Annotated in this window: 7 protein-coding genes; 4 read left to right on the top strand and 3 right to left on the bottom strand. The window is 57.7% G+C overall.

Translation table 11 applies throughout. The features are described 5' to 3' along the window. The first annotated feature begins 48 nt into the window (after window positions 1-48). Complete coding sequence (locus JXQ78_RS16205) at window positions 49-1,965, top strand: glycosyl hydrolase family 18 protein (protein ID WP_330632874.1); 1,917 nt, start codon at window positions 49-51, stop codon at window positions 1,963-1,965. Between the two features lie 178 nt (window positions 1,966-2,143). Continuing rightward, entirely contained in the window at window positions 2,144-3,874 is a 1,731-nt protein-coding gene (locus JXQ78_RS16200) for a glycosyl hydrolase family 18 protein (protein ID WP_330632873.1), read from the top strand. A 152-nt stretch (window positions 3,875-4,026) separates the two neighbouring features. Here JXQ78_RS16200 and JXQ78_RS16195 read toward each other — a convergent pair whose 3' ends face one another. After that, entirely contained in the window at window positions 4,027-5,874 is a 1,848-nt protein-coding gene (locus tag JXQ78_RS16195) for a glycoside hydrolase family 15 protein (protein WP_330632872.1), read from the bottom strand. A 131-nt stretch (window positions 5,875-6,005) separates the two neighbouring features. On the opposite strand from JXQ78_RS16195, the gene JXQ78_RS16190 reads away from it, so the two are divergent. Continuing rightward, window positions 6,006-6,788 (top strand): NAD-dependent epimerase/dehydratase family protein, encoded by a 783-nt coding sequence (locus JXQ78_RS16190; protein ID WP_330632871.1) that lies wholly within the window; start codon window positions 6,006-6,008, stop codon window positions 6,786-6,788. A 2-nt stretch (window positions 6,789-6,790) separates the two neighbouring features. Here JXQ78_RS16190 and JXQ78_RS16185 read toward each other — a convergent pair whose 3' ends face one another. Then, on the bottom strand, window positions 6,791-8,233 hold the full coding sequence (locus tag JXQ78_RS16185) for a sugar porter family MFS transporter (protein WP_330632870.1): 1,443 nt from the start codon (window positions 8,231-8,233) through the stop codon (window positions 6,791-6,793). Between the two features lie 401 nt (window positions 8,234-8,634). Between JXQ78_RS16185 and JXQ78_RS16180 the strand changes: the two genes are divergently transcribed. Next, window positions 8,635-9,672: an NADP-dependent phosphogluconate dehydrogenase gene (locus JXQ78_RS16180; protein WP_330632869.1), complete on the top strand. Its 1,038-nt coding sequence runs from the start codon at window positions 8,635-8,637 to the stop codon at window positions 9,670-9,672. On the opposite strand, the gene JXQ78_RS16175 is transcribed toward JXQ78_RS16180, so the two are convergent. Next, window positions 9,633-13,205: an Eco57I restriction-modification methylase domain-containing protein gene (locus JXQ78_RS16175; protein ID WP_330632868.1), complete on the bottom strand. Its 3,573-nt coding sequence runs from the start codon at window positions 13,203-13,205 to the stop codon at window positions 9,633-9,635. The genes JXQ78_RS16180 and JXQ78_RS16175 overlap by 40 nt on opposite strands. Window positions 13,206-13,355: the final 150 nt, after the last annotated feature.

The following is a 13,355-nucleotide window of genomic DNA, read 5'->3' as shown; positions in this document are numbered from 1 at the left end:
TGCTGGTCCACGGTGAGCATCTACCAGCATCACCGTTCACAACCAACGATGACGAACGATTCATTCGATCACACACGGCGCAGCATATTGCGCACGTCAGCGGCGCTCATCGCAATGGGGGGCGTCGGCACGGCTACAGCAGCACAGTATCCAGCCTGGGATCCAAACACGGCGTACTCCGGTGGCGACCGCGTCGAACACAACGGGACCGTCTGGGAAGCGAACTGGTGGACAAAGGGTGACGAACCATCAGCGAGTGCTTCCGTGTGGACAGAAATTGGTCCGGCGGAGGGCGGTGAGCATACGGTATCGTGTGCTGATGTCGCGGCGTGGGACTCGACAACGGCGTACACGAGCGACGACCAGGTCGTCCACAACGGTGCGCTCTGGACGGCACAATGGTGGACGAAAGGCACGGAGCCAGCCAGCAGTGCGGGAGCCTGGACCCGTGAGGGAACGTGTAGCGACGATGGTGGCTCTGGCAACACGAGTCCAACCGCGTCGTTCACCGTCACGCCGGTGTCTCCGACCCCCGGCGAATCCGTGACGCTCGATGCGAGCGACTCGGCGGACACAGACGGTTCGATTCAGTCGTACGATTGGTCGCTGGGTGATGGCACGTCAGCAACTGGGCAGACGGTTTCACACACCTACGACGGAACGGGTGAGTACACCGTTTCGCTGACGGTCACCGATGATGGTGGGGCGACAGCCACCGATTCGACGACGCTCACCGTCGCAACGGACGGTGGCGGTGGATCGCCAGCGGGCAATCGGATCGTGGGCTACTGGATGCAGTGGGCGCAGTACGCCCGAGAGTACACCCCGGCCGACATTCCGACGGATAAGGTAACACACCTGCAGTATGCGTTCATGGTTCCAGAGTCCGATGGAACGATCTCCGGGCTGAGTGACAGTCACGCACAGCGATTCCTCTTCCCGAAATCCTACCACGACGTCACCTCGTTCGGAGACATTTCGGCGAACACGGACGTAACCTGTCTCATCTCGATCGGCGGCTGGAACGATTCCGGTAACTTCTCCGATGCGGCGTACACGCAGGCCCGTCGCGAAACGTTCGCACAGGAGTGTGTCCGGATCATTCGCGAGGCCGGCGTCGATGGCGTCGACATCGACTGGGAGTATCCAGGCGGGGGCGGACTTGACTCGAACACGGTTCGTGAGGGCGACCAGCACCGGTTTACGCTACTAATCGAGGAGGTCCGCAACGCGCTCGATGCGGCGGGGCAGGAGGATGGCCGGGAGTATCATCTCAGCGTGGCACTCACGGCCTCGCCAGAAACCGCAGAAGGAGCGACGGCCGGCAACAACGGCCTCGAACACGACCGGCTCTCTGAGCTGCTAGATTTCGCGTCGATCATGACGTTCGACTACGCGGGTGGCTGGTCGAGCTATTCGGCCCACCAGTCGCCGCTCCACCACAACCCGGCCAACTCCAACGAGAACGCGGCCGACTGGAACATCTCCTCTGGGCTGCAGTATTACGTGGACAACGGCTGGGACCCTGGCCAGCTCAACATGGCAACACCGTTTTACGGACGATCGTTCGCCAGCGTTGGCGCGCCGGACGGCAACGGCAACGATGTTGATGACGGACTGTTCCAGCCGTTCGATGGCACAGGCGGGGGTTCGTTCCCACCAGATACGGATGCCAGTGGCATTTACGACTACTGGGACATCGCGACCTCGGGCGGCGAGCGCTCCACGAGCCAGATCGATCTCAGCGCAGCAGGCTGGGAGACGATGTACGATGAGACGGCGGTTGGGGCCTACAGCTACAACGCAGATCAGGGCATGCTGCTCAGCCACGAAACACCACAGACGATCCAGGAGAAAACCACGTGGCTCACCAACAACGACTACGGTGGGACGATGATCTGGGCACTCTCACACGACACCGTTGATCACACGCTGTTGACCGCGCTGGCGAACGGCCTGCTGTAAGTCGAGCCAGCACTCTGGAGACGACCATGCCAGCTCCGTGTTCAGTACGATCGACTGCAGTTCGGTGGCCATCAAACTGGGCTCGCCGACCCGATTGGCCCCATTCGGCTGGCCGATCAGAGCCCCTGGTGAGCACGGACGCATCGCTTTTCGACCACCAACGAGCAACTTCCAACCAATGCAACAATCACGACGTGATATACTCAAAGCCGTATCGACAGTGCCAGTATCGCTGGGCGTTCTCAGCGGATTCGCCGCTGGTGCCGACTGTTCATCAATCCAGGAGTGGGACCCGAATGCCACGTATGATGGTTCAACGAAGGTCGTTTACGAGGGCGTGCTCTACCAGTCGGAGTGGTGGACGCGCGGCAACGAACCGGACGCATCGAAAAACGTCTGGACGAAGCTCGGCGACTGTGACTCTGATGGCGGCGACGATGATGACGATGGTTCAGAGAATGAGGGACCGACGGCAAGCATTTCCGTTACACCTACTGTCCCAGAACCGGGGACAACGGTTACGTTCGACGCCGGTGAATCGACCGACAGCGACGGCACGATAACCGAATACGTCTGGGATATCGGTGACGACGGATCGACCGATCTGACGGGGGAAACCGTCTCACACACCTTCGATACGGAGGGAACCCATTCGGTCGCGCTCACCGTCACTGACGACGTCGGAGCGACCGACACGGTCACCACGACCGTAACTGTCGACGCTTCTCCCGACGAATTCAAGGTGATCGGCTACTACCCCGGCTGGAAGGCCACACCAGAGCACGACTACTACCCGGCGGACGTTCCCTGGAGCAAGCTCACTGACGTGAAATACGCCTTCCTCGGCGTCGATGCCGACGCAGCCGAGCCGACGATCATGAGCGAGCAAGACCAGTCGAACCTTGCGGCGTTCCGCGATCTCAAAGCCGGGCCAGCGGCCGACACCAGAATCCACGTCTCGATCGGGGGCTGGGCCGATTCGACCGGCTTCTCGGAGATCGCCGCCACCGAGAGCACGCGCCAGAGCTTCGCCCAACGAGCCGTCGAAATCGTCAGAGAGTACAATCTCGATGGCGTCGATATCGACTGGGAACACCCGGGCAGCCAGCAGGGACTCTGTCAGTGTGGCTCCAACACGGACTACGAGACGCACATCTCCCTGCTCGAAGCGTTGCGCGACGAACTTGACGCCGCCAGTGCTGAAGATGGCAAACGGTACTGGCTTTCCGTTGCCAACGGTGGGTCCGACTGGAACGCCGGTGGGCTCCGCCACGGCGAGATCGGCGAGATCTGCGATTACGCCATGATCATGTCGTACGATTTCACTGGCTCGTGGATGGACGTGGCAGGGCTGAACGCACCGCTGAACGGTGACGGCCATCCGACCGAAAACGGCCAGTACGGAGAGACCTATCACGCGCAGTACTACGCCGAATACTCCGTTGATAAACTCTGGGCCGGTGATCACGGCGAAACGGGCTACTGGCCGGGACAGTGGGAGTATCCACCCGCACCCCCGGCTGCGTACGACGAGCTTGTTCTCGGACTTCCGTTCTACGGCCGTGGCTTCAACGGGACGGAACTGTATGGCTCGTACTCTGGGCTCCCCGAAGGAACCTGGCATCACACCCTCGAAGACGGAGCCGATCCGACCGGAGCGTTCGACTTCGGCGACCTCGAGGAAAACTACATCGACACGGAGGGCTGGGAGCGCAAGTTCCACGAACCGGGCAACGTCCCGTATCTCGTCAACACCGAAGAGAACACGATCATAAGCTACGATGACGAACAGTCGATCGCAACCAAAGTCGCGTTCGCCAAAGAGCGCGGGATGCAGGGCGTAATGTTCTGGGATCTCGCTCAGGACTGGAACGAAACCCTGCTCGACACGATCGTCGAAAACGTCTGAACTGCCAGGGCGTTCAGCTCGTGTGAACACGGCGGTGGGAGGATCACACCGCCCGTTTCGTTGGCCACCCGGTAGCACAGACGATAATTTCGGTCGCGTGAACGACCGACGGCAAAAAATTACAGTTGTACAGTTGTCATGTGATGGTCAGCTCACAGCACACCCTCCAGGGATCTGTCCACCTCCTCGAATTCGTCGCTTCTGAGGTGGAGTGCAGCGTTGATTACGCCGATGTGGCTGAACGCCTGTGGAACGTTTCCGAGCTGGGCACCGGTCTCGGGATCGATTTCTTCGGCAAACAGGCCGAGTGGTCCACGATACTCCAGGACAGCGTCGAAAATCGACGCCGCACGCTCAGTTCTCCCACACTCGACGAGCGCCATGACAAGCCAGAACGAACAGAGTACGAACGCTCCCTCATCACCGTCAAGGTCGTCGCCGGCCTCCTCGTAGCGCCGAACAAGTCCATCCGCCGTTGTGAGTGTTTCGAGCACGGCATCGATCGACTGTTCCATCCGATCGTCAGTCGCGTCGATGAATCCCAACAGCGGAAATAACAGACAGGTGGCATCGATCGTGGTGCCATCGAACGTTTGCGTGAAACTCCCAACGCTGTCGTTGTATCCTTTCTTGAGGACGGTGTCGCGAATAGCATCTCGTTTGGATCGCCACCGCTCGATAGGACCGTCGATCGAATCGTCCGACGCTGCGATCGAGATCCCCCGGCTGAGACCAGCCCAGCACATTACTTTGGAGTAAACGAACTGGCGGGGTCCATCCCGTACCTCCCAGATGCCAGAGTCCGGCTTCCTCCAGTGGTCACAAATGTAGTTGACCAGCCGTTCGATCGCCTCCCAATAGGGCTCTGTCACGTCGGGTTCGGCGGCGATCAATTCTGAAATTGCGACGACCAACTCTCCGTACGTGTCGAGTTGTGTTTGTGCTGTGGCATCGTTGCCGACGCGAACCGGGCTCGATCCCCGATAGCCGTCGAACTGTTCGAGCGTCCGTTCGTCCGTTGGTCCATCCACCTCAAGTGCGAACAGCGGAGCAATAGTGGACGGATCTCGAATGTTATTGATCTTGAGATACCGGTTGAGATATGCTCTGCCTTCTCTCATGTGTCCCAGAGCTGCGTAGGCACGGAGTGTGAATGCACTGTCTCTGATCCAACTGAATCGATAGTCCCAGTTTCTCCCTGCACCAACTGCTTCCGGTAATGATGTTGTCGCAGCTGCTGCAATCGCGCCGGAGCCACGGCGTGTAAGCAACTTGAGTGCGAGCTCCGAGCGAACGATTGCCTCGTGGTGTGGCCCGTAGAACACGCAGGATTCTGCGTCGCAATCGTGGAGCCACTCACGCCAGAATTCGACCGTTTCCGTGAGAAGCGAGGTGCAGGCTGCTGGTTCGGTTGGGGGACCGCCGAATCCGAGCACGAACCAGACCGTTTCTCCCGAAGAAACGCTTGCAGTCGTCTGATATGCACCCCCTGATGTGATTGCTGTGGCGGTTTGCCACTCTGGGGGCACCGAGAGCGTCAGTCGTGCGCCGCCCCCACGGGCAACGATCGTCTCCGAGTCGATCGTGATGGTCCCTGCGTCGGTAGCATAGTTAAACTGCGGATCGAACGACAGCCGTAGATCCACTGTCCCTGAAGTGCAGCTAAGCTGGCGGTAGAGCCCAGGCGCTTCGGGTTCCATGTCTGATGAGCGTGCCGAGAGTGGCATAAAATCCGTGACGGTAACGGTTCCGCGTGGTGTAGTGAAGTCTGTCTGCAGGACGTTCGTCCGATCAATGTAGGATTGCTCGGACGTGTCGAATTCCGATGGCTGGAGGGCAAAGTGACCGCCGTTGTCGGCATCAAGTAGTGCCCCGAACACGCTCGGCGACTCCAGTTTCGGGAGACACAACCAGTCGATCGAACCGGTCGGTCCGATCAATGCACACGTTTCGAGATTACCAATTACACCGTACTGTTCGATCGGGGTGTATCCGTCCATGCACACACCCATGAACCCAACCATCTTAGGAAATTTTCCAGTAGAATGTCACGGTCGAACCGTGTGGTAATGTTGGAACCATACCACTTTCTGCCTCAACGATTATGTGTCCAAGGATCGATTCAGCATCCATGGCTCGTATTGCCATTACTGGTGCGGAGGGAAACATCGGACGGATACTCCTTGACCGACTCGAGGGGCACGATATCACCGCACTGACTCGGAGCTCGTACGACGACATCGACTCCACATCTCTTGATATCACCGACCGCGATCGATTCACTACAGTCCTTGCCGACCACGACGTGTTGATTCACCTCGCGGCAAACTCCTCGCCGTACGCCGAGTGGGACGATCTCTGGGAACCCAACATCAACGGCACGTACAACGCGTACTACGCGGCCGTAGAGAACGATCTCGATCGCGTGATCTACGCCAGTTCGAATCACGCCGTCAACATGGCGGACATCGATTCACCAACGGAACCGGAGACGATGTCACCAGACGCGCCAACGGTCTATCCGGAGACGCCACCCCGTCCGGATTCATTGTACGGCACCACCAAAGTGGCCTGTGAAGGACTTGGTGCGTATTTCGCAAAGCGCTATGATCTCGAGGTGGTCAACTTCCGCATCGGCTGGTTCATGACGCCCGAACAACTCGAAGCGACCCAGCGTGATTCCGATAGCCCCCACCCCGAGGACGCAAAACGCTTTGCTCGCGCAATGTTTCTCAGTCACCGAGACTGCGTTCATGGCATAACACGGGCAATCGAAGCACCCATCGATGAGAGCCCGCTCACAGTGCATGCGATTTCCAGAAACGACGATCGGTATCTGTCTATTACGCACACCCAGCGAACGCTGGGCTATCAACCACGAGACAACGCCACGGAAATACTCGAAGAAAGATAAGTTCACGGCCGGTCGATGTCGTCACGACTTTTCGGGAGCGCTCCTGTCGTCTCACCACCGACAAGGGCTCGGTCCTGAAGCTCTGCTTCGATCTCCTCGAGCGAGCGCCCCATCGTTTCCGGGACCTGCTCGTAGATGAAGATGAATCCGAGAATTGTGAAGGCACCGAGTATCCAAAAGGAGATTCCCTTTCCCAGCGTGTCGACTACGGACAGGAACGTGAGTGCAACGAGGAAGTTTGCCAGCCAGTTGAACACGCTCGCGACGCCTTCTGCGGTGCCACGAATGCGAAGCGGGTAGATCTCTGCGATCAACAGCCAGTAGACCGGACCGAGCCCGATCGCAAAGAACGCAACGTAGAGAATCATGCTTATGAGGGTGATCCAGCCGATGACACCAGCAAGTCCGGGAACGAAAAAGCTCCCGCCCAGGATCACCAACATCAGTGCCATCCCACCGGTCCCGACGAGTAACAGCGGTCGCCTGCCGACTCGGTCGGCCAGCAAAATCGCGACGATTGTCAGTGTGGTGTTGACAATTCCTACACCAACCGTGCCCGCGATCGATGCCACGTTCGAAAAGCCAAGTCCCTGCAACACCGTCGGGGCGTAGTAGATCACGCTGTTGATCCCAGTGATCTGCTGGATGAATGCGAGCGCGATACCGACGATGAGTGCCGGGCGAACCCACGGTTCGCGCAAATCGGCAAGCGAGCCCTTCTGTTCTGCTTTACTCACGCTTCGAATCTGTTCGATTTCGTCCGCTAGTTCGTCGTGACTCCGGAGCCGACTGAGCACCTGTTTTGCCTTCTCGGGCTGGCCGTTGTTGATGAGCCACCGCGGACTTTCCGGCATGAAATACACACCAATCCCGAGCACGGCCGCGGGGACAGCACCAAATCCGAGCATCCACCGCCAGCCGATAACGCCCAAAAACGTTGGTGCGAACACGTAGTTCGTCACGTACGCCAACAGGATGCCGATCGTGATCATCAATTGCTGGAAAAATCCAAGCGATCCACGGATGTCCGATGGAGCGATCTCTGAGATGTACAGCGTTCCGACAATCGATGCGAACCCGACAGCGACACCCTCGATCAGTCGCCAGCCGACGAGCACGTAGACGTTGGTGGAAAGTGCCATTCCGATCGAGGCGACGAAAAATACGATCGAGCCCAAAATCGTCAGTCGTCGTCGTCCGAATCGGTCAGCCAGGTTCCCACCGGTGAACGCACCGACCATTGCTCCCACCAGGACACTGCTCACCACCGCTTCTTGCATTACTGTCGATAGATGAAAGGATTCCCGGATGTACAACAATGCCCCGGAGACGACACCAGTGTCGAACCCGAACAGCAACCCATTGAATGCGACGATTATCGCCATCACGTAGATGAACGGGTTGTGCGGTCGCTCCGCGTTGGCGAGTCGATCGATCGTGTTCATCGCTTTCCTCTGCGGGAGATGCCCGAATGCAACCACGATTTGGCCATTAATTCCTGCTTTTGGGTCCACCAGCGATTAATTGAGGAGGAGATACCGAACTGGTCGTATGCCTGATTACTGCTCCACCATGGAACCAACGAGTTGTTTGTTCCGTGCGGGATCTGCCAATCGAAATCTACCCGATGCATTGGTGCAGTTATGCACAGTTGAACACTAATATTTTAGTACTACTAAATTGAATTGTTTATTTTACCATGATAGAATATATTATTACTACTATGTCTTATGATAGTCTATTTTATTTATTTATAGTTCTCTTTGGCCTTTGATCGTAGTTGCGTTTGCAGGCCTCATGTTTAGGGGGTGATGTCTCGTGCAATATCCATACTCGATTCATAGCCATGGTACGTGACTCTGAGCTGGGAATTGTCGGTCTCGGCAGGATGGGCGGGAACCTGGCGGCACAGGCGATCGACAGGGGAATTGCCGTCGTCGGTGTCGATCCAGAACCAAAGCCTGATCTCGAAGCGCAGGGCGCTACGGTCTACGGAGCCGGAGCGTACCAGTCCCTGCGTGATGATCTCGACCCGCCGCGAGTGGTGTACATTTCGCTTCCGGCTGGTCCCCTCATCGACAGCGAACTGGAGTCGATGGCGTCGGTGTTCGAGGCTGGCGACGTGCTCATCGACGGTGGAAACTCTTTCTGGCGCGACTCGATCGATCGAGAGCGTCGACTCTGGGAGGACGACATCTACTTTCTCGACTGTGGATCGAGCGGTGGGCCCTTTCGAGCGCGTGAGGGTGCGTGTTTCATGGTTGGTGGCCGAAAGGACGGCTATGCAATCGCCGAGCCTCTCCTCGATGCCCTTTCGGTCGAAGGAGGCCTCGTTCACACTGGCCCCCCCGGAAGCGGTCATTTCACCAAACTCGTCCACAACGGCATCGAGTTCGGGATGTTGCAATCGATCGCCGAAGGCGTCGAGCTGCTGGCGGCGGGGCAGTTCGATCTCGACCTCCAGGCGGTGTTCGAAAACTGGTCGAATGGGTCGGTGATCGAAAGCTGGCTGGTCGAGTTGATGGCAACGGGACTCGCCCAGACCGATCAGTTCGCCGATGACACACCACCGCTTGAGGAGATTCCGAACTACATCGAGGACACTGGTGAGGTGAACTGGCTCATCGAGGAGGCGTTCAAAGGCGAGGTTCCCGCGCCAGTGATCACCCAATCAGTTATCGAGCTGTTCAAATCCCGTGGTCATCAGCAGTACACCTATCGAGCCATTGCGTTGATGCGCCACGGCTTCGGTGGCCACCCGTTTGGTCAGGACGAGTCCACGGCGAGCGAACGCCAGCACGGTCGGGTCTCAGGAAGTTCCCGCCGTGAGCTGTACGAAACCGATCACAAGGAGCCGCTGTCTGGCGACGATTCTGCCGAATAATCGCTCAGTGAGTCGATCACTGACCGCTGCGAGGAACTGAGACCATAGAGGTCATACACGAGTTCGTCGATCAGTGATTCGATCGTTTCGATCTCACGAGTAAGCGTCTCATAGCGTTTGAGTCGGTTGTGAAACGCCGTGCAGGCCTGGCTGTTGCAGGTTGGAACGGTGATCTCTCCCAGACGGTCGGCTGGCGAGAGCGTTTTCGTCGCACACCGACGGAATCCAGCCGTTCCTTTGCCGTGTTCGACGGCGTATTCGATGACACGCCGAACGACCCGTCTGGTTGCGCCAGACTGAGTAGTGAGTTCTGCCACCGGTTCGGGCTCGGTTTCGACGTATCCCCATCGGTCAGTGTCCGCCCGCTCGCGCTCTGGTTTATAGCGAAGCGTGCAGGTGAGTCCAACTGTCTGCCCTGTCGTAACACAGTCGACTGATCCAATCCGGAGTCCCTCGACTGTGTCAGCAGTCTGTTGAAACAATGAACTCTCGTCGGTCACACGAAACGCAAACCCATCCAGCGATTCGAGCGGCGTAAGCACCGCCGCCTCGAGCATTGGTGTTGGATCGATCGCAAGTGCGTCTTGCTCGTCGATGACCTGACGAACGCGTTCGACGAGCAGTTCGACACATCCTCCAGCGGTGTCTGGGACCGCTCCTGGAAGGATCTCTGCCAACTCGTCTTGCTGATTCGCACCGATCGTCGTGCTATCTGGCGGTGGAATCGGTAGCTCTTCGGTAAACATTGGCTTGAATCGCAGATACTCTCCGCCGACGTGTGTTCCCCCGTACAGCTGTCTGTAATAGACCGCCATGAACGTCGAATTGAACACGCCGAGAAGATACGCAAGCGACGGGGCCGAATCGCTCGTTCGAATTCCGCAGTAGAGCGTGTTGAGCGGAAACAATCCCGATTCGTCTATCGCCGCGGTTGGGCGATAACTGATGTCACGAATGAGCAGCTTATTCTCCCGGTCGAAACTCGCGGCGTCTCGAAGGGTTGCGTACTCCTCCTCGCCAAGCAGCAATCTGTCGTATCGGATCCACTGGCCGTTCCAATTAGCGAGATACCGACCGAGTGATTCGCCGTCGACGAGTGGTTCGCAGGTCTCATCGACGCGATCGTCGACCACGAGCGTCGATCGCGCATTGCCCGTATGGATTCCTTCGTAAATCGTGAGATGGTCCGCCAGCGTCTGCTCGATGGACTGCACCGCAGTAAGAACGGGAATGAACGAAGCCGAAAGATGAATCGGAATCACAGACTGTGCTACCGATTGGATTGTGGATCGATCGATCGTCACCGTCGTGCGTGGCGCTCTCCGTTCGACAGTAACCGCTGTCGTCGGTCCGTCCGACGTGTATTTCACGATCACCGGATAGATGCTCGCATCGGGAAAGATGTCGAGGTTCGACACGTCCGTGATTCGCTCTAGCGAGCACGTTTCGAGCAACAGCCGACGGAGCGACTCGCCGTAGTCGGTCGTCGTCCATTTGTTCGGTACGATCATCGAACAGCACCGACCGAGCGTTGCAGCCCGTTCGATGAACAGGCCGTAACTGTCGTACAGCCCCTCTGCCGTCGTGTAGTGGGCCGAATACGCCCGTTTTTCGGTTCGATCCATCGACCGGCTCCGGAGATACGGAGGATTGGTCACCACGGCATCGAACTCGGTTACCGACGGAAATGCAAGCGGCCAGTGGAAAACTTGCTGTTCGGTGGCGAACTCCTGGGACCGTTGAAACCAGTCGGTTCTCGTGTGAGTCTCCCAGCGCTCGTCCGTTGAGATGGCCGCTTTGAGCGCTTCGATGGCGTCTTCGGGCATAGCGACGCCCGCAGATCGTGCGATTTCAACGTTGGCAATTTGTCGGTGCCGATCGAGATTGGTGCTTTCTTCAAACGTCTCGTGGTCTGTACTTCCGAGTAATGCGTTTCCCGTGGTGCAGTTCACGTCGATCGATTTCCCACCGTCTCCGGGGAGCGACCAGAGCCACAGCGCTGCCCTGGACACCTCCACCGCGAGTGGATCACGATCAACGCCGTAGAGACACTGTGAAACCAGCTCTTCTCGGAGACTTCCGAGCGATCTCGATTCATCGACCTCCGTGAGTGTGCGCACGAGCAATCGATCGGCACCACCGAGTAGAAAATGTCCACAGCCCATTGCGAGATCCAGCAGATTAACAGCAAGCGGGCAGACACCGGTCTCGGTCGATCTGTCAGATTCGGTCCCGGCCTCGCACAGATCGTCGAGTGTCGAATCGACAATCGAACCAACGATCCGTTCTGGCGTGTAGTACGACCCAGTTTCCTTTCGGGTTTGGTCGTTATCGGCCAGGACAAACGATTCGATGGTGGAATCGCTCGAGTGCGTACTGTGTTCGAGCGCACAGCCAAGAACGGTTTCGTACAGCATGCCGAGCTGTCGGGGCGAGAAGACGCCGTAATCGATCAAAATCTCCTCACCATCCGGAGTTTCACGCGTTGTGAGCAACGAACACACCCTCGTGAGCGTCTCCGAACTGCAGTGAGTCAGTAGGTTAACGCCATCATACACCGTCGCACGGTCATCAGTACAATCGAACAGCCAGCCGGGATAGGTCCCTAGCTCGCTGTGTTCACCATCGCCGTTGAACCGTCGGAACAGAGACTCGAGCGTTGACCGTATGTCCGTCCCGGTGGACTCGCTCTCAGCGGTGGCGACGGTTCCATCACGGGCCTTCGAGTTGGCGATCGGGTCCAGGGGCGACGCTACGTCTGCGATTCGAACGACGAGTAGACGAAGACACAGCACCACAGCCCCCTCAAGTACTGATTGAGTGTCGAGTTCCATCTCCGGGGTCGGTGGATGCTCCACAACGTCGTTTGCGATTGTCGTGATCGCAGTACGAACGTTCGCCGTGAGTGCTGCGTACTGCGAGGTACACCACCGGTCGTGCTCTGTGGTGAGCGTCTCGTGGACGGAATTTTCTCCACTCCTGGTTGCGGGTGGATCGAACAGCAGACAAAACTCCGCAAACCGTTCAGGGTTCTCTACGGCAAGCAACTTCAGCAGATCGATTTCGTGATACTGCTCGAACGGTGCAGGCGTCTTATCGTGATAGAGCCGCCAACGGACCCCATCGGTGACGATCGCCCACTCGACGTGCTCACAATCGAATGCACTGACCAGTCGGGTCCCTATCCCTGCGCTACAGTTTCCATCGGCGATCCCGCCAGCGCGCTCGATGAGTATTTTAACGGTCGTGTCGTCGGGTGCATCTGTTGTCGAATGGTCGGATTGGACTGGTCGTAACTCCATTCGGTTGGAATCCGTGATCGTATCCACAACCAGTTCGATCCAGTCCATCGATTGTGCCAGCTCCGGATCGATCGAATCTACAGGCACATCCCAGTGTGCTATCAGGGTTTCCATCGCACGATCGACGTCCCCAAGTGACCACGTCGATCCTTGGTCGGTAAGCGGGATCGTGCGCTCGAGAAATACGGACGAAAACAGTGCGCCGCCGGTTCGATACGACTGTCCGGCCATCAGTCTGGGGCTATCGGCTCTTTTCTGTTCGAAGGAGTGCGTCTATCGACAGTTCGGCCGCCGTGTCGATTCGGCATCGCTATGATTTGAGATAAACACGCTATGACTATAGTTATTGCTATTTTATGGTTAATATGATGCTATATTCCA

The organism is Halocatena halophila, from assembly GCA_027563145.1.
GTDB lineage: Archaea > Halobacteriota > Halobacteria > Halobacteriales > Haloarculaceae > Halocatena > Halocatena halophila.
Note: the sequence above shows the minus strand (reverse complement) of the source record. Positions and strands in the feature narration are given on the sequence as shown.